The sequence below is a fragment of the Gracilimonas sp. BCB1 genome (assembly GCF_040117685.2).
In the GTDB taxonomy this organism is placed as follows: domain Bacteria; phylum Bacteroidota; class Rhodothermia; order Balneolales; family Balneolaceae; genus Gracilimonas.
Window position 1 is genome coordinate 44,189 of the sequence record NZ_JBEDYP020000008.1, and the last position, 17,353, is coordinate 61,541.

The 17,353-nt window shown below is 44.5% G+C and carries 19 protein-coding genes and 1 tRNA gene; 8 read left to right on the top strand and 12 right to left on the bottom strand.

All coding sequences use genetic code 11. The features are described 5' to 3' along the window. Positions 1 to 7 precede the first annotated feature (7 nt). Positions 8 to 1,219, bottom strand: coding sequence for a DUF1015 domain-containing protein (locus ABFW99_RS03230; protein ID WP_349354503.1), 1,212 nt, complete (start codon positions 1,217 to 1,219; stop codon positions 8 to 10). Positions 1,220 to 1,340: 121 nt separating this feature from the next. Here ABFW99_RS03230 and ABFW99_RS03235 point away from each other — a divergent pair, with 121 nt between their 5' ends. After that, on the top strand, positions 1,341 to 1,670 hold the full coding sequence (locus tag ABFW99_RS03235) for a DUF1844 domain-containing protein (protein WP_349354504.1): 330 nt from the start codon (positions 1,341 to 1,343) through the stop codon (positions 1,668 to 1,670). Further along, complete coding sequence (locus tag ABFW99_RS03240; protein WP_349354505.1) at positions 1,663 to 2,085, top strand: NUDIX hydrolase; 423 nt, start codon at positions 1,663 to 1,665, stop codon at positions 2,083 to 2,085. Before ABFW99_RS03235 ends, ABFW99_RS03240 begins: the two co-directional genes overlap by 8 nt. 58 nt (positions 2,086 to 2,143) lie before the next feature. Here the strand turns inward: ABFW99_RS03240 and ABFW99_RS03245 are convergent, their stop codons facing one another. From ABFW99_RS03245 to proS, 7 genes are all read right to left on the bottom strand, one after another. Next, positions 2,144 to 2,797, bottom strand: a complete 654-nt coding sequence (locus ABFW99_RS03245) for an energy transducer TonB (RefSeq protein WP_349354506.1) — start codon at positions 2,795 to 2,797, stop codon at positions 2,144 to 2,146. A 105-nt stretch (positions 2,798 to 2,902) separates the two neighbouring features. Continuing rightward, positions 2,903 to 3,670 carry an energy transducer TonB gene (locus ABFW99_RS03250; RefSeq protein WP_440707420.1) on the bottom strand — a complete coding sequence of 256 codons (768 nt, stop codon included), beginning with the start codon at positions 3,668 to 3,670 and terminating at the stop codon, positions 2,903 to 2,905. 124 nt (positions 3,671 to 3,794) lie between these two features. After that, positions 3,795 to 4,451, bottom strand: coding sequence for an energy transducer TonB (locus tag ABFW99_RS03255; protein ID WP_349354508.1), 657 nt, complete (start codon positions 4,449 to 4,451; stop codon positions 3,795 to 3,797). 92 nt (positions 4,452 to 4,543) lie between these two features. Next, positions 4,544 to 5,185, bottom strand: coding sequence for an energy transducer TonB (locus ABFW99_RS03260; protein WP_349354509.1), 642 nt, complete (start codon positions 5,183 to 5,185; stop codon positions 4,544 to 4,546). Positions 5,186 to 5,249: 64 nt separating this feature from the next. After that, positions 5,250 to 5,657, bottom strand: coding sequence for a VanZ family protein (locus ABFW99_RS03265; protein WP_349354510.1), 408 nt, complete (start codon positions 5,655 to 5,657; stop codon positions 5,250 to 5,252). A gap of 3 nt (positions 5,658 to 5,660) precedes the next feature. Next, positions 5,661 to 7,160: an NAD(P)H-hydrate epimerase gene (locus ABFW99_RS03270; protein ID WP_349354511.1), complete on the bottom strand. Its 1,500-nt coding sequence runs from the start codon at positions 7,158 to 7,160 to the stop codon at positions 5,661 to 5,663. Between the two features lie 106 nt (positions 7,161 to 7,266). Next, positions 7,267 to 8,733: a proline--tRNA ligase gene (gene proS, locus ABFW99_RS03275; protein ID WP_349354512.1), complete on the bottom strand. Its 1,467-nt coding sequence runs from the start codon at positions 8,731 to 8,733 to the stop codon at positions 7,267 to 7,269. 204 nt (positions 8,734 to 8,937) lie between these two features. Here proS and ABFW99_RS03280 point away from each other — a divergent pair. Both ABFW99_RS03280 and ABFW99_RS03285 read left to right on the top strand, forming a co-directional pair. Then, positions 8,938 to 9,011: transfer RNA gene (locus tag ABFW99_RS03280), tRNA-Met, on the top strand. 108 nt (positions 9,012 to 9,119) lie between these two features. Next, positions 9,120 to 9,746 (top strand): TM2 domain-containing protein, encoded by a 627-nt coding sequence (locus tag ABFW99_RS03285; RefSeq protein WP_349354513.1) that lies wholly within the window; start codon positions 9,120 to 9,122, stop codon positions 9,744 to 9,746. Between the two features lie 302 nt (positions 9,747 to 10,048). On the opposite strand, the gene ABFW99_RS03290 is transcribed toward ABFW99_RS03285, so the two are convergent. Together ABFW99_RS03290 and ABFW99_RS03295 are read right to left on the bottom strand one after the other, a co-directional pair. After that, positions 10,049 to 10,705: a response regulator transcription factor gene (locus ABFW99_RS03290; RefSeq protein WP_349354514.1), complete on the bottom strand. Its 657-nt coding sequence runs from the start codon at positions 10,703 to 10,705 to the stop codon at positions 10,049 to 10,051. A 383-nt stretch (positions 10,706 to 11,088) separates the two neighbouring features. Further along, entirely contained in the window at positions 11,089 to 11,520 is a 432-nt protein-coding gene (locus ABFW99_RS03295; protein WP_349354515.1) for a hypothetical protein, read from the bottom strand. An 82-nt stretch (positions 11,521 to 11,602) separates the two neighbouring features. Between ABFW99_RS03295 and aspS the strand changes: the two genes are divergently transcribed. After that, positions 11,603 to 13,387: an aspartate--tRNA ligase gene (gene aspS / locus ABFW99_RS03300; protein WP_349354516.1), complete on the top strand. Its 1,785-nt coding sequence runs from the start codon at positions 11,603 to 11,605 to the stop codon at positions 13,385 to 13,387. Beyond that, positions 13,384 to 14,091, top strand: coding sequence for a DUF429 domain-containing protein (locus ABFW99_RS03305; RefSeq protein WP_349354517.1), 708 nt, complete (start codon positions 13,384 to 13,386; stop codon positions 14,089 to 14,091). Before aspS ends, ABFW99_RS03305 begins: the two co-directional genes overlap by 4 nt. Positions 14,092 to 14,318: 227 nt before the next feature. On the opposite strand, the gene ABFW99_RS03310 is transcribed toward ABFW99_RS03305, so the two are convergent. Together ABFW99_RS03310 and ABFW99_RS03315 are read right to left on the bottom strand one after the other, a co-directional pair. Then, positions 14,319 to 14,717 (bottom strand): hypothetical protein, encoded by a 399-nt coding sequence (locus ABFW99_RS03310; protein ID WP_440707429.1) that lies wholly within the window; start codon positions 14,715 to 14,717, stop codon positions 14,319 to 14,321. Continuing rightward, positions 14,633 to 15,778, bottom strand: coding sequence for an FAD-dependent oxidoreductase (locus ABFW99_RS03315; RefSeq protein WP_440707421.1), 1,146 nt, complete (start codon positions 15,776 to 15,778; stop codon positions 14,633 to 14,635). Before ABFW99_RS03315 ends, ABFW99_RS03310 begins: the two co-directional genes overlap by 85 nt. Positions 15,779 to 15,996: 218 nt before the next feature. Here ABFW99_RS03315 and ABFW99_RS03320 point away from each other — a divergent pair, with 218 nt between their 5' ends. After that, positions 15,997 to 16,605 carry a superoxide dismutase gene (locus ABFW99_RS03320; RefSeq protein ID WP_349354519.1) on the top strand — a complete coding sequence of 203 codons (609 nt, stop codon included), beginning with the start codon at positions 15,997 to 15,999 and terminating at the stop codon, positions 16,603 to 16,605. A gap of 172 nt (positions 16,606 to 16,777) precedes the next feature. Beyond that, positions 16,778 to 17,236: a BrxA/BrxB family bacilliredoxin gene (locus ABFW99_RS03325; protein WP_349354520.1), complete on the top strand. Its 459-nt coding sequence runs from the start codon at positions 16,778 to 16,780 to the stop codon at positions 17,234 to 17,236. Positions 17,237 to 17,353: the final 117 nt, after the last annotated feature.

Sequence of the window (17,353 nt, forward strand, 5' to 3'; positions counted from 1 at the left end):
AATGAAATTAAAAAGTATGAACCAACAATCCTGACCTCAGTTTAGGCTCAAACCAGGTAGACTTTGGTGGCATGAGTTGTCCCGCATCTGAAACATCCAGAAGTTCTTCGATGCTGGTTGGGTACAGACTAATGCCAAGCGAAGCCTCTCCGTTATCCACTAAGTTCTCCAGCTCGTCAGTGCCTCGAATTCCTCCCACAAAATCAATATTGGGATCGGTTCTTTGATCCTTAACGTCAAGAATGGGGGTGAGAATCTGGTTTTGGAGCAATGATATATCAAGGTTGGAAGCGGGATCGGTTTTCTCAGAAGGCTTCAGAGTTATCCCATACCAGTTGTCATTTACATAAAAAGAAACCATCCCCTTTTTTGAAGGAACCGGTTTAGCTTTTTTCTGAACGGTAAACTTCTCCTCCAGTTGATTTAGGAAATTATCAGGAATGGAAAATACGATGCGGTTATAGGCCAGTATTTCCATTTGATCCATAGGGAATAACACAGCCGGGAAGAAATTATACTCTTCCGTTCCATCATGCTCCGGATTTTGCGACGCCTGCTCTTTGGCGGCTCTTGCTGCACTTGCACAGCGGTGGTGCCCATCAGCTACATATAATTTTGGGATTTTATGGAATTCAGATACAAGCGAGTCAGAAGCTTCCACTTTCCAGATGGTATGTTGAATGCCGTCTTCGGTGGTCAGGTCATAAACAGGATCATTCCGATCCATATGATTATTCATGAAATTGGTCACAGAGCCGGTATCACGGAATGTGAGCATGACGGGCTCAGCATGGGCTTGTTGAGTAAGAATGTGTTTGGTGCGGTCATCTTCCTTATCCGGTCGGGTGAGCTCATGCTTTAAGATGACATCGTTGTTGTAATCTTCAACACTCACACAGCCAAATATTCCGGTCTGAGAACGCTCGTTCATAATAAGCCGGTAAATGTAGAGGGCGTCACTATCTTCCTGGATAAAAGCATCAGATTGTAACAAAGAGTGAAGGTTTTCCTGCCCTTTTTCATACACCTTGGCATCATAAACCGAGGTGTTGGCCGGAAGGTCAATTTCAGGCCGAATCACATTCAGGAAACTATTTGGCTTTCCCATGGCAAGCTGCTTTGCTTCGCCGGTATTGATTACATCATAAGGAACACATGCTACTTCTTCTGCGAACTCCGGGTGGGGTCTCCATGCCTTAAAAGGCTTAATAACGGCCATAAAAAAGTTTTTGATTTTGGTTATCCTTAGGAGCGCTTAATGTACAGAAAATTGAACTTTATTTAACTGGAAAGCCCTTTAATTTAGGGAAACAAACAACGAATATTAAAAGAGAAGGAATATGAGCGAGAACGGTAATAAACTAAATGAAGAACAGCAGGAACAACTATTGTTTATGATGCTGGTTCAGCAACATCAGCAAATTGCAATGATGGGGCTGGGTAAGATTCAACATCCTGAGACAGGTCAAGCGGAGAAAGACTTATCATCCGCCAAATACGCTATCGATACTCTGGGCATGCTGAAGAAATTCACGGAAGGAAATCTTTCTAAGGAGTCGGCAAATTATCTGGATCAGGCTCTTACAAATCTGCGTCTGAACTACGCGGAAGAAAAGAAAAAAGAGAGCAACACCCCGTCCGGAGAAGCTTCTGAAAAAGAAGATGAGTAACCCGAAGACTAAACCGGTAAAAGCAGCCGGTGGTATTGTTTTCAGGTATGTGGGTGGGACGGCTGCACCCGAAGTTTTGATGATTTACAGAAACGGATACTGGGACCTTCCCAAAGGGAAACTGGAAAAAGGCGAGTCGCTGGAAATGTGTGCTGTCCGTGAAGTATCCGAGGAAGTGGGTAGCAGCTTACCTGCTATGGTTGCCGAAATAGGTACTACTTATCATGAGTATCCTGAAAAAGGAAAAATAATGGGTAAAACCACCTGGTGGTATTCCATGATTTTTACCCGGAAAGAGCAATTCACCCCTCAGAAAAAAGAAGGTATTGAAATAGTAGAGTGGGTGCCTTTGCCTGAGGCGATTGAAAAAGCCGGTTTTCAAAATCTTAAAGATATACTTCAAAGGATTTTGTAAATAAAAAAAGGTGTGACTGAAAAATCACACCTTTGTATATCTTAAAATGATATGCCCATCAATTATCCAGACGGAAGTTAATGGAAAGAGCGTACTGAACACGTACCGGACGCCCACGCTGCATGCCCGGACTAAATTCTGCTTTTTGGACGGCTTTCAGTGCTTCTTCATCACAACCACCGCCTATGCCACGCACAACCTGAGCATTTTCGACGTTGCCTTGTTCATTTACGATAAACTGAACAGTAACCCGACCTTCAATACCGGCCCGACGTGCCATCTCAGGATACTTAACGCTTCCCTGAAGTTTAGCCATACCGCCTTTAAGCTCAGGCATCTGCTCTACAACCACGAAGAACTCCTCTTCTTCCTCTTCATCAGGGGGAGGTGGGGGTAGGTCCATGGGCGCATCCATATCCAATTCGGCGTCCATGTCAATCATCTCATCCTCAATAATTTCGTCATTAGGAACTTCAACCGGAACCGGTGGGCGGGGTGGGGGAGGCGGAGTTTCGACTTGTTTGGTTTGAATGACTTCCTCCATCTCAACCACTTCCTGCTCATCCAAAGCAATCTCTTTCGGTGGTTCCGCTTCGATGTTTATTTTAACGACGGCAATCATGAAAAGCAGGGCAAAGATGGTTCCCACTTCTAAAATGATGGTATAGGATTTTCTAAGATTTACTTTAGGTGACTTTCTCTCATTTCTCATGATTCCTCCCTGTAATTAATAATTCGGAACTTGAAGCTCCTTCAATATCTTTAGTATCAACAAAACAATAACTTATATCGTTTTGTTAACTAACTAATAAAGATTTTATTGGATTGCAAGTTTTACACCTTTAGCTGATTGGATATAGAAAAAAATTACAGGCATAAAAAAAGGTGTGACCGAAAGCCACACCTTAAAATAACTCAACAAATGTATTTGAATTAGTTTTCCAATCGGAAATTGATGGACAAGGCATACTGTACACGTACAGGTCGTCCTCGCTGCATTCCGAGTAAAACTCGCTTTTTGTACGGCTTTCAGTGCTTCTTCATCACAGCCACCGCCAATTCCACGAACAACCTGGGCGTTTTCAACCTTACCCTGCTCGTTTACAATAAACTGAACGGTAACACGGCCTTCAATTCCGGCTCGACGTGCCATCTCGGGATACTTAACGCTTCCCTGAAGTTTAGCCATACCGCCTTTCAATTCCGGCATCTGTTCTACAACCACGAAGAAATCCTCTTCTTCCTCTTCTTCAGGAGGAGGTGGGGGTAGATCCATCGGAGCGTCCATATCAAGCTCGGCGTCAAGGTCGATCATTTCGTCCTCAATAATTTCGTCATTGGGAACTTCAACCGGGACCGGTGGACGGGGTGGAGGAGGAGGGGTTTCAATTTGTTTGGTCTGGATTACTTCCTCCATTTCTACAACTTCCTGCTCATCGAGAGCAATAACTTGTGGAGGCTCTGTTTCGATCGTAACCTTAACGGCTGTGATCATGAAAAGCAGAGCGATAATCAAACCTGCCTCCAGATAGACAGTGTAAGACCTTTTCAGATCTGCTTTAGGTGATTTTCTTTCATTTCTCATAATTCAAATACAATGTTTATCTGTTGTAACGATAAGTTGAAAAGAACGTGATTTTATACATACTCTGCAAGTCGCAGAACACTAATTTAACTCTTTAAACATATTTTTAGTATGGATGTTTTTGTCAGACATCAAGCAGTATAAACTGAACGGTTTCTTTGATGCGGAATGAGGCAATCTTTCCGGCTTTCTTTCCGGGTTTGTAGCGTTGGATTTTAATGGCTTTAAGCACGGCTTTGTCACACCCTCCTCCAATTCCCCGAATGATAACCGGATTGTGTACCCGGCCATGTTCATCAACATCAAATTCCACTTCTACAATACCCTGAATCCTCATGCGCCGTGCTATTTCGGGGTAATCGATACTTCTCCTAAAAGCATCCTCCCCGCCAATCATCACGGGAAGTTGTTCAATGTCTTTGAGCAGGTCGTTATTGACGTCCACAAATATTTGTCCCGGTAAGGGAGGTACCATAAGTCTGTCGGTGGTATTGAACTCGATGATCTCAATGGCCGGTGGATCTATGGGCTCATCATTCGGGATGTTAACAGGTACCGTTGGAACCGGAGGTGGTTTTATGGTTTGCCTGGTTTCTGAAACAGAAGGAGGAAGAATCAGTGCGGTTTCTTCACTTTTCACATAAGAGAGTTGGCTTGTCCCTTTTTCCGGAAGCTGAATCTTGGTTGCCACAATCATGATCACAAGTGCAATAATAATCCCACCCTCTATCACCAAAGGGTAACACAACTTTAAATCTGCTGATGGAACTTTTCGAAGCATAAGCACCGGTTCTGAATGCTATAGTAGAATCAATACACCTTTTAAAATAGCAAAATTGACGAAAAAAGCACCCGATAATGGCTTAATAGCTATTAATTCAGTCTGAAATGAACCAGTTGTTTCATGCGTACCTTTACCAGTTTGCCATTTTGAATACCGGGAGTGTAACTTTGCAGCTTGATGGCTTCCAGAACCTCTTCATCGCAACCGGCCCCGATGCCCCGGATAATTTCGGGATCTTCAACTTCTCCCTTCTCATTCACAATAAACCGGACTTCAACGGTTCCCTCAACCCCGTTTCTTTTTGCGAGTTCGGGGTAGGTGATGTCGCTGTACAATGCCTTAACCCCGCCCTTCATTTTTGGCATAAACTGGACCTGCTCAAGAATCTCGGGCTTCTCATCTTTGGGTTCTTCCGGAGGGAGGGAAAGCGCTGCTTCGTTATCGCCGAACTCAGGAAATTCAATATCAGGAACTTCGATGGGTTCATCATTGGGAACTTCAACAGGTATACGAGCCAATGGCGGAGCTGCCGGTGGTTTTTCTTGTTTTGTGATGGGAGAAAGAACGATGGGAGGTTCATCAGTTATGATAAAACCAGGATTGTCGGTTTCGGAAACAGGTAAGTGAAATTTAAAGGCACCTATGAAAATCAGAAGCGCTGCGATTAAGCCCAACTCACAAAGCAGGGTATAGTTTTTGCGAAGATCGAAAGTTGTTTTTGAAGAGCGCATATCTATAAGGATTAGTTTAAAAGTTACATCAAGTAACTAATCCGAACAGGCACTTGTAATCACATTATGATGCGGGGTCAGCTTTAAACTCGGGGATTTTCCTGGCAAGAAAATATAGAACAAAAATGGCAAGACCGGTTCCGGATATGTCTGCTATAAAATCCATAAACTCAGGACTTCTTCCGGTAGGCAACAGATGTTGAAGTATTTCTACAATCAACCCGAACAGGGTGCCCACTACAAAAACAGGAACCAGTTTGTACTTTCCTTTTAGAAAGCGAACCAGGCCAAAAAAGAAGGTCCAGGCTCCAAACATAATGAGATGGACCAATTTATCCATTCCCAAAAGTGACTGGGGCACATCGTAGCTTACCGGAAAAAGGGTTCCGTATAGGATGGCGCCTGTAGAAATAACCAAAAGCGTAAGATAAAGTTTGACCGATCGGGTCAGGATTTTGGTCGGTTTTGTCATTCGTTATATAATATCAATAGGTGCTAAAGAACCGGAGTTCTCCACAAAATATTGTTGTGCTTTCTGGAAGCCGTCCAACAATCCGTAAAAACATGCCAGCTCAGATGATGAATATTTCAGCCAATAAGCCCCTACTTTTCCGGCCAGCACGTCTCCGAATCCGGCCCGGGAAAAGATACGGGTTTCGTATCCTGTTAAATACGCATCTCCGGTTTCTGTTCCAACAATAGTTGGCATTCCTTTACTTAAGATGGTGATTTTTTCCTCTCTTGCTTTTTCTTTGGTGAGGTTGAGTCGATCAAAATCATCTTGTACCTCCTGGTTAAACAATGTTTTTAACTCCCCGGGGTGAGGGGTAAATATCCACTTTGAACCCTCGGGTTTTTTTCGATCCTCCATATTGGAGAGGGCAAACAAAGCGTCGGCATCAATAATCACATCGCCCTCAAAATGTTGGAGTATGTGTTGGGTGAACCGGATGGTTTCCTGATGCCTTCCCAGTCCCGGGCCGATTAATACTTTTCCGGGCTTTTCGGCGATGATGTTCAGAACATGTTCGCCATGCTCTTCCTTGAAATAACCATCATCAGGTCCTCCAACCGGCTTTTTGATAATCTGCACCAGCTGCTTCTCATAAATTTCAAGCAGTCCCTTTGGGGTGATCAGGATGACGGCTCCGAGTCCGGCCGACCAGGCGCTTTTTGCAGCAAGGATTCCGGCTCCGGTCAATCCCTCCGATCCGGCTATGATGTAAAGTACGCCGCCTTCGTATTTGTGCTTTTGTTTTTTGGGAGATGGGGAAGCGGCTTCAACCCAGCTCCTGTCAATTAACGCAGCTGTTGGTTTCTTAAACTTGTTGGGAAAAGAAAGTTCACACAAAATAACTTCACCGGCCGTATCAAAACCCTGATTTAAATAAAACCCGGTTTTTAAGGTGCCGAAGCTAAGCGTGAAATCAGTCTGTACCGCTGTTCCCAAAATCCGACCGGAATCGGCATGTAATCCGGTAGGGACATCCAAAGCAAACACCGGGATTTTCTGTTTATTGATCCATGAAATGGCATCGGAGTAGGGGGCACGGACTTCAGAGCTCAACCCTGTTCCCAGCATTCCATCAACGATGAAATCATATGTGTCCGGTTCAAAATCTTCCCAGTTCAGGAGGTCAATCTTTTCATCCAGCTTTTGAAGCAGATCGAGATTTTTTTGAGTGTCCGGGCTAAGGTCATCGGTTCCCGACAAGAAACAAATCGTAATCTTAAAACCCTGCTGGGAAAGTAGCCGTGCAATGACCAATGCATCACCGGCATTATTCCCTTTCCCGCAAAAGAATACACCATGAGAGGCTGAGGAAAACCGGAATTGAATAAAATCGGCGGCCCGGGTACCGGCAATTTCCATCAGGGTGAAGCCGTCGATGCCGAATTCAGAGATGGTCTGCTCATCCATATAACGGGATTGCCCGGCCGAGCATAGATAATATGAATGAGGAATTTGGTTCATTATTAGGATCCATTATTAAACGCAGAGGCGCAGAGTAGTCGCAAAGATCGCAGAGTAATAATCTTTGCGTTCTTTGCGATATCTCAGCGACCTTCGCGATAACATATTAGTAAGACCGGGCAAAAAGCACTTTCTGCTTTGAAGGCTTGCCGGTTACCATGCACTCTCCTTCTTCCCCGTCTTCAAGAGGAATCAGGCGGATGGTTGCCTTGGTATCTTCTTTAATTTTTTCTTCCGTCTCCGGCGTTCCATCCCAATGTGCCCACACAAAGCCACCTTTGTTTTCAATTACTTTTTGGAACTCATCGTACGACTCAACATGAGTGGTCATCTCTTCCCGTCGTTCTTTTGCTTTGGCAAACAGTTCTTCCTGAATGTCAGCCAGCAGCTTTTGAATGCGCTCACTTAATCCTCCACGGGATTCAATGTTCTTCTCTTTGGTGTCCCGGCGGGCCAGTTCCACGTTGTTATTTTCCAGATCGCGTGGACCCACGGCTATTCTCAGCGGAATACCGGCTGCTTCATGCTCGGCAAATTTATAGCCGGGGTTTTGGTTATCACGGTCATCTACTTTGATGCGTACACCCAGGTCTTTCAGTTCATCATAGATGCCATCGGCGTATTCAAGAACGGCTTCCCGCTGCTCATCACTTCTATAAATGGGTACAATAACTACCTGGGTAGGTGCCAGTTTAGGAGGGAGAACCAGTCCCTGATCATCCGAATGAGTCATAATCAAACCGCCAATCAATCGGGTTGACACGCCCCAGCTGGTTGCCCATACCAGTTTGTGCTCACCGTCTTTGTCCTGAAACTTCACGTCAAAAGCCTTGGCAAAATTCTGACCCAGGAAGTGGGAGGTTCCGGCTTGAAGGGCTTTACCATCCTGCATCAGTGCTTCTATGCAATAGGTTTCAACGGCCCCGGCAAAACGTTCGCTGGCCGTTTTCACGCCTTTGATGACCGGCATAGCCATAAATTCTTCAGCAAATGTGGCATATACATCCAGCATCTGTCGTGTTTCCGCTTCGGCTTCCTCTTTTGTGGCATGAGCCGTGTGCCCTTCCTGCCACAGAAATTCCATGGTTCGGAGGAACAGACGGGTACGCATTTCCCAGCGCACTACATTCGCCCACTGATTTACCAGGATGGGAAGGTCGCGGTACGATTGAATCCACCCGCGATAGGTATCCCAGATAATGGTCTCAGAAGTAGGGCGGACGATCAGTTCCTCCTCCAGGCGGGATTCAGGATCTACTTCCACTCCGCCATCAACGCTTTTAAGCCGGCTGTGTGTAACCACCGCACATTCTTTGGCAAAACCTTCTACGTGCTGCGCTTCCTTAGACAGGAACGACTTTGGGATAAACAGAGGGAAGTAGGCGTTTTCATGGCCGGTATCTTTGAACATTCGGTCCAAGCCTTCACGCATGTTTTCCCAGAGAGCCATCCCGTTGGGGCGAATCACCATGCTTCCTCGCACGGGAGAATGCTCGGCCAGTTTAGCCTCCCGGACTACATCCAGATACCATTGTGAATAATCTTTTTCCTGTGAAGTTATTTTTTGTGCCATGAACCTGTTTAATGTGATTTTTACTTAAAGAGAGAAGTTAAGAAATGTAGCGTAGAGAATAAGGCTGAATGAGCAAAAAATGTTTTACCCTTTGTTTGAGAATGCCGTATATTTGGTGCCCTTATTGAAAAGGGCCACGAAAGCTCTAAAGCACAAAATATTATTTAGCTTAGTGTTTTTGAGATTTTGTGGCGATCTAAAAATGCCGTGGTAGCTCAGATGGTTAGAGCGCACGACTCATAATCGTGAGGTCGACGGTTCAATTCCGTCCCACGGTACATAAAATTATTTAGAGCCTGATTCTTCACTGAGTCAGGCTTTTTTGTTTTCTTTAAAGAATTCGATTCTTCATATTAGCTTCTAGAGCGTGTAATTAAATTTCCGGGATGAAAAAATCTGAACAATACGAAATGGCCCTGCTGGCTGAAAAGGCGTTGGGGAAAGCCAAGGCGAAGTATGCCGAGCTGATGGATGAGCTGAAGCAGGAAGAGGATTACAAAGAAAGTAACCTGGCTGTTTCCGTTCATGATTCCATCCGAAACCTGTCCCGAAAAGTAGAAGCTTACCTGAAAGACCAAATTTCCATCGATAAGCTGATTGATGAATTCGTGTTTGAGTATGATATCATCGACGGAGAGATGGAGATCGAAAAAGAAGCTTCTCCCAAAATAAAGCGACTTGCCAAACGACTACTTTCCAGCTACCAGGATTTTATCATTAAGGTGGGTGGAAAAAGAAAGCTAAAGAAACTTGAGAATACAGAAGTACTGACTTACCCTATAAAGTCTAAAGGGAAAGCGTACCTTTTTTGGCTGGTTGGGCTTTTCGGCATTCTTGGCTTTCACCGTTTTTACCTGGGGCGAACCGGAACCGGCATCGGGTGGCTGCTTACCGGAGGACTTTTGGGCATTGGTGCCATTTACGATCTGTTTGCTTTGTCAAAAATGGTGGAGGAGCAGAATATGTACAATGAACTTCGAGCCGCCAAACTGAAGCAGCTTTCCGGAGATTGATGGATTTTCAGCAAAGCTCAGACATAAAAAAAGCTGACGCCAAATCAATGGTCGTCAGCTAATATCATCTACAGACGGCTATTACCCCATTTGCACTATAAACATACATTTAAGCGGGAAATCCGTCAATGGTGAGATTTACGTAATTTTTCTACGTGAAAACACGTAGTGTTAAATCCCAGGCTCCAAATTCCAATGACCAATCTTAAAACAATATTTCCTGCATGGTCATCCTTGTAGATGTAAGGTAATTCGATTACAGCAGTATAAATTTAGTCATTGGGATTTGGAGCTTGGTATTTCTAAAGCAGTGCCTGTTCGTTCTCCATGGCAAAGCGAACCAAAGCGGCGGTATTTTTGAGCTTTAATTTCTTCAGTAAGTTTGTCCGGTGTTTCTCCACGGTTCGCGGGCTGATGTACAACTTGGAGGCAATTTCGGTGCTGGTAAGTCCTTCGGTGAGAAGTCCCAGTATTTCGCGCTCACGATTTGTAATGGATTTGATGGGATCGCCGGGACGTTTCTTTTTCTTGGCCAGGCGGATGTACTCTTCGGTCATCATTCGGGAGAATTGTTTGCCGAGAAATCGCTCGCCTTCCGAGACTTTTTCGGCAGCATCAATCAGTTCCAGGTGATGGGCCGATTTATGGATCAGGCCAAAAGCGCCGGAATCCAAAAATTCGTTGAGTGTTTTTTGATTGGTGTCATCAGCAAGCAGCAAGATGTTGGCATCGGGATTTTTGGAGATAATTTTCCTGGCAATGATAATACCTTCCATCTCCGGCATCGAAAAAGAAAGGATGCAAAGCTGAGGCTTCACGCTTTCAAAAGCGGTAAGCACGAGGGCGCCGTTGTCAATCTCGCTGCAAATATTAAATGCACCGTGATCTCGCAAAATGGAGCTTAGTCCATACCTGAAAATTTCGTTGCCGTCCGCAACAATTGTATCAATTTTCGACATTTTACCTCCCCAGGCAGAATGGTTTTTCCTCCGACCCACGCGGAGAAAGGACAGATAATGTAGCTAAAAAAGCGGGAAGTATGCCAATTTAAATTTTCAGGAGGTTTTTTTGGTCTATTTATTCGTCATTACCAAGCTCGGTTGCCTGATTGAGCATGCCCTACGCAACGCTTTCAGCACCTGCGGACGCTGAAAGGTTGCTTAACCTACTCATTCATTTCCACGTCATTGCAAGGAGCCAAAATGAAGAACCCGGGTTTGGGATGTGTAACGACGAAGCAATCTCCTGTTTATAACACCATAAATAATTCATGGAGATCGCCGCGTCGTAATGCAGCTGGGGTTGGGTTTTGGCAATAATACTCCTCGCGATGACCGGCTCTTTATGTAACCAAACTCCATAAGATCCAGGCACTGATTCCCGACTTGGAAGTCCACAACACAGTGCGAATCCAATTGGTGGAAACCAGCTTTTTAATGGCCTCTTTGTCTTTAGTTTTCTCCAGCTTGGAATGAGCCGGAACGGAAAAAAGTCCGGTTGCTGCCCAGATCAGAATTACGATATAAAAACCGGCCGCATTCAGCGAAAACCAGCCACTTATCCAGGCCAATCCAAAAGATGAAGTAATTTCAGCAACCATGACAGGGATCACAATCTTATCGATACTGTGTACATGATGGTGTTGAAAGGCGGAAAAATTATCGGTTCCCACAAAATGAAAGGAAGGATAGTGAACCCGCTGCACGGTCCAGATAAGCCCGGTCATAAAAAAGGACGAAAAGGTGTTGATCAAAAAAATCAGTTCATATGACATTGGAGTAAGCGATTCGTTTACATTATGTGTATTTTCAGCGCCTTATAAACCAAAAGTTTTCACTTACGATTCATCGAAACGAATGACCCTTAAAAGAACACATACCTGCGGAGAACTTACCGCAAAAAATATTGGCGACGAAGTAATTTTAAACGGATGGGTTGGTCCCCGCCGTGATTTAGGCGGTGTAATTTTTATTGATTTGAGAGACCGCTACGGTGTAACCCAGGTTGTTTTTACTGAAGAAGACGATCAGCTGCATGAAAAAGCGGAGCAGCTCCGGTCCGAATATGTGATTGGGATTAAAGGGAAAGTGATTACGAGGGGTGAGGGGAACATCAACCCGAAACTCCCAACCGGGGAAATTGAGATTGAAGCTACCGATCTGGTGATTTATTCGGAAGCAGAAACGACCCCGTTTGAGATCAAAGACGACATCAAAACCAATGAAGATACCCGTCTCAAATATCGGTATCTGGATTTACGTCGCCCTGAAGTTCAGCAAAAGCTGATGCTGCGCTCTAAATTCTATCAATCGGTGCGTTCTTTCTATCACGAGCGTGATTTTGCAGAAGTGGAAACACCGGTACTGATGCGAAGCACTCCTGAAGGTGCCCGGGACTATTTGGTACCCAGCCGGGTAAATGCCGGGAAGTTTTTTGCGCTTCCTCAAAGCCCTCAGACTTATAAGCAGCTGCTGATGGTTTCCGGTTATGACCGGTATTTCCAGATTGTGAAATGTTTTCGGGATGAGGATTTACGGGCCGATCGCCAGCCTGAGTTTACTCAGATTGATGTGGAGATGAGCTTTGTGGATGAAGAGGATATCTACAGCCACCACGAGCAGTTGATGAAAAAGGTATTCACAGAAACCATTGGCGCAGAAATTGAGGCACCCTTTCCACGAATGACCTACAATGAAGCCATGAATACCTACGGCAGCGATAAGCCGGATACCCGCTTTGGTCTGGAGTTTGCCGATTTTTCTGAGATTGTGAAAGATGCTGAGTTCAAAGTGTTTTCCGGAACTGTGAAAAATGGCGGTGGCGTGGTAGGCATAACCGTACCCGGACAAGGGGATATGGGCCGTGGAGCTATTGACCGGCTCACCGATCGCGTGAAAGAGGAAACCGGAGCAGGAGGGCTGATCTACATCAAAATGCAGGAAGACGGCCCGCTTTGTAGTGTAGCTAAGTTTCTGACGGATGAAATTGTGGAGCAGATGGTGGAAAAAGCAGAAGCTAAGCAAGGAGATCTAGTTCTGATTCTTGCCGGACCTAAACCGGATGTGTTAAAGCAACTCGGTCAGCTTCGCCTGATGATGGGTAAAGAGTTTAACCTGATTGATGAATCAAAATACAACTTCCTGTGGGTAACGGAATTTCCACTACTGGAGTGGGATGAAGAAACACGTCGGTACCATGCCATGCACCATCCGTTCACTTCTCCAAAGGCGGAAGATGTGGAGTTGATGGAATCTGATCCGGCTAAAGTACGTGCCCGGGCTTACGATTTAGTATTAAACGGGAATGAAATTGGTGGCGGATCGATTAGGATTCATGACCAAAAAATGCAGAGCAGAATGTTTGAACTGCTGGGAATTGGCGACAAGGAAGCACGTGAGAAGTTCGGCTTCCTGCTGGATGCGTTTAAATATGGTGCCCCTCCACATGGCGGAATTGCTTTTGGGGTAGATCGTATTGTAATGTTGCTGACCGGTGCAAAGAGCCTCCGTGATGTAATTGCATTCCCTAAGAACCAGAAAGCGCAAAGCATGATGGACAATTCACCGGATGTAGTGGATAAAGATCAGCTTGATGAACTGCATATTTCCATTAAGAAAAATATTAAGGATCAACTATCGTGAAAACAGCAGGAATAGACGGCTGCCTGGCAGGCTGGCTCCTCATCACTTTTGATGAAGGCGAAGAAAAATACGAAGTGCTTCGTGACCGGGAAGCACTGAAAGAAGCTTTTGAAACCTACGACCGGGTTTTTATCGATATGCCTATTGGGCTTGAAGATGAGGAATATACCCGGGAAGCGGATGCTTTGCTTCGCAAAAAACTGGGCGGCGAATATGCATCCAGTGTGTTCAGTCCTCCCATACGTCCGGCATTGACCGCTCCATCATATGTAGAAGCCAATATGATCAGCCATGAGTACACCGAGAAAAAACTGACGCTGCAATCGTGGAACATTACCCCAAAAATACAGATGGTGGATGAGTTGCTTCGGGCCGACAAAGAATTGATCGATACAGTGTTGGAAGCACATCCGGAGCTGCTGTTTCAGAAATTGAATGGCGGCATGATTTATCAGAAGAAAAACCTGAAGAAGGGGATTAAGCACCGCCTGAAACTAATCGAAGATCGCGAGCCTATTGCCGAGGATTTTTTCCGGGATATCAAGGAAGATTTCCGGCGTAATGAAGTGGAAGAAGATGACATTGTTGATGCCATGGTGCTGGCGTATTGCGCCAAAATTTCGGAAGAAGAAGGCATTAAAACGTTACCGGCAGAATTCGAATATGATTCCGAAGGGATGCGCAAAGCCATTCACTATGTGTAGAACATCCAACAAGGAACATCGAACTTTGAAATTTTTAGTTCAGCATTCATTACCGGATGTTACTTGCCCGGTGTTATAGAACATTCTGCTTTTTTTGCTCCTACGCAGAGGGTCAGAGCAAGGAGAAGGCTATACACTTCGTTTAAACTTCGAACATCGAGCAAGGAACCTTGAACTAAATTCCGTTCAATGTTCGTCATTCATTCGAAGTTCCTTGTTCGGAGTTCTTACTCTTTGCTTTTGAGGATTTTCTTGTACTTCACACCGGCTTTGTACACTCTGTTGATGCCGTTGAAGGCTGCAATGCGGTAGGCTTCGCTGTAGGTCGGATAGTTTAAAACGTGGTTTATAAAGTATCGGATATCGCCCCCTAAAGACATGACGGCCTGCCCGAGGTGAATCAGGTCGCTGGCGCGTTCGCCCAGAATGTGAATACCGACCAGTTTTAAGGTTTCAGTTTCAAAAACCAGTTTTAACAATCCATCCTGCTGGTTGCTGATATCTCCCTGGGTGATATTTTTGTAGTAGGCTCTTCCAACGGTTACATCCAGTCCATCGGCTTTTGCTTCTTTTTCGGTGAGACCGATACTGGAAATCTCCGGAATGGAATAGATAGCTCGAGGAATCTCCGGGGGACGTCCAGCGCTTCGATGCCGAACATTCTGCAAGAGGAAATCCGGCCTTCTGAAAAAGCAGAAGAAGCCATAGCCGGAAAACCTTTCACATCGCCGCTGGCATAAATATTAGAGATATTGGTTTGATGGTCATCATTTGTTTTGATGTATCCTTTATCATCGAGTTCAACCCCAACTTCCTGGAGTCCGAGGTTTTCGGTATTGGGGACTTTACCACCAAGATAAAGCACGTGCTCGGTTTCGATTACACGGTCTCGATTTCCTTCATTATCATTTCGGAGATTATATTTAACCTCTGTGGTGTTTCGGAGGGTATTGGGCTTAATTTCGATATTCTCAGCATTCGAAAAGACTTCAATTTTCTGCTTTTCTAAAATTTGCTGGAGCTGTTCGGAAATCTCATTATCTAAAAAAGGGAGGAAGTTTTCCTTTTCATTTAAAATCGAAACCCGGCTTCCCAGGTTAGAGAATGTAGTTGCATATTCGAGCATTCTAACTCCGTCTCCCACCACAACCAGGCGACGCGGAATATGAGATAAGGTAAGAATGGAGGTATAGTCAAATACCTTATCGTGATCCAGCTCAAAACCTGTTGGTTTTACAGGTTTACTCCCGGTGGCAACTAAAATATAGTCACCTGAATAAGTTTTTTTGGACCCGTCCGAGGCTTCGACTTCAACCTCGTGTTCAGTTTTAAGTTTACCGTGTCCCCGAACGGTATCAATTTCATTCTTCTCAAAATCGGTTTTCACCTTCGTATTCTTGCTTTCCAGAATCTGGTTTTTGTACATCAGCAGGTCAGCCATATGGTGATGCTGATAGGCTTTTTCTTTGGCCAGGTCTTTGAACTGATTTTGAAAGCGCTGAATGATACGCGCTGTTTCGCGAAGGGCTTTGCTGGGAATGGTGCCGGAATTAATCCAGGTTCCACCAAAAGAATCTTCGTTGGCTTCAATTACCAACACTTTTTTGTCAAACTTAGAGCTCTGCATAGCGCAGGATAAACCGGCGGGTCCGCTACCAATAACAATGACATCGTAATCGTACTTCATAAATAAACTGAGTGAGTGTGTGAGCACCAAAGATACTTCAATTTTAAGAGGATTTCAGAGCTACATTTACTCATAGTGTTAACATATCTAAAAGATAGATTGTTTAGATGGAGGCAGGAACGAATTTTAGCGGGGTATTGCTTATGTTTGGGAACGATAAATTAAAGGCGCACAACTTGTAAGCGTCCATTAAATCAGAATTTAATTTGGAGGTAAAAATGGCTTATTCTCTACCCGATCTCCCATACGATTACGATGCACTTGAACCACATTTTGATGCACGTACCATGGAGATCCATCACACCAAACATCACCAGGGTTATACTAATAAAGTAAATGCTGCCCTTGAAGGTCACGACTTTGCGGATCTTGATATCGAAGAAGTATTGCGCAGAATTGATGAAGTTCCAGCCGATAAGAAACAGGCTGTAATCAATAACGGTGGCGGATATGCTAACCACAAACTGTTCTGGACTATTCTATCCCCAAACGGTGGCGGAGAACCAGAAGGTGATTTAGCTGATGCTATCAATAATACTTATGGCAGCCTGGATAAGTTTAAAGAAGAGTTTTCAAATGCAGCCGGCTCTCGTTTCGGATCCGGATGGGCATGGTTGTCAGTTGATGGCAGCGGAGACCTTCAGGTACATTCCACTCCAAACCAGGACAGCCCGTTAATGAAAGGATTTACACCAATTCTTGGACTTGATGTTTGGGAGCACGCATATTATTTGAATTATCAGAACCGACGTCCTGATTACATTTCCGCTTTCTGGAATGTGATTAACTGGGATCAGGTTGCTGAAAACTATAAAGCCGCTAAGTAAGTACGGCAATTGACTATTGACGAATGACGGTGGACGATAAATGTTCACCGTCATTTCTATTTCAGATAGCTGCCGTTGATGTGATTCATCAGCATTTGCGATAGACTGTGTTGCAAAATTGATATAGAGAGTTTGTATATTTGATTGAATTAAAAATGAAAGAGGTAATGTTATGCAATTTGGATTTGGCGTAGGACCTGATACTTCCTGGATGCGAGAAGAACTCACCCAATTTGGGGTAGAGGAATTAAAGACAACTGAAGATGTTGATCGTGCTATGAACGAATATAAAGGCACGATGCTGTTAGCTATCAATTCTGTTTGTGGATGCGCGGCTGGTAATGCCCGTCCCGGATTGGGTATTGCTCTGGAGCAATCGGAAGAAAAACCGGACCACATGGTAACTGTTTTTGCCGGTCAGGATAAAGAAGCCACGGCTCATGCCCGTGATTATTTTTCTGAATACCCGCCGTCTTCTCCGGCGTTTGCCTACTTCGTGGATGGAGAAATCAAAGCTATGATTCCCCGTCACCGAATTGAAGGCCGTACCAAAGATGAAGTAGCGGCTGACCTGAAAATGGTTTTTGAAGCTTTTTCCAAAGAAAACAGAGAAAAAGCGGAGAAAGAGTAACCATACTTTTTCACGTATTAAGTTTTTAAAAGCCGGCTCAAAAAGCCGGCTTTTTTTATGAATTAAATATCAGGGTTAAAAATTTTAGGAGGTAAAAAATATAAAAACAATAGTTTA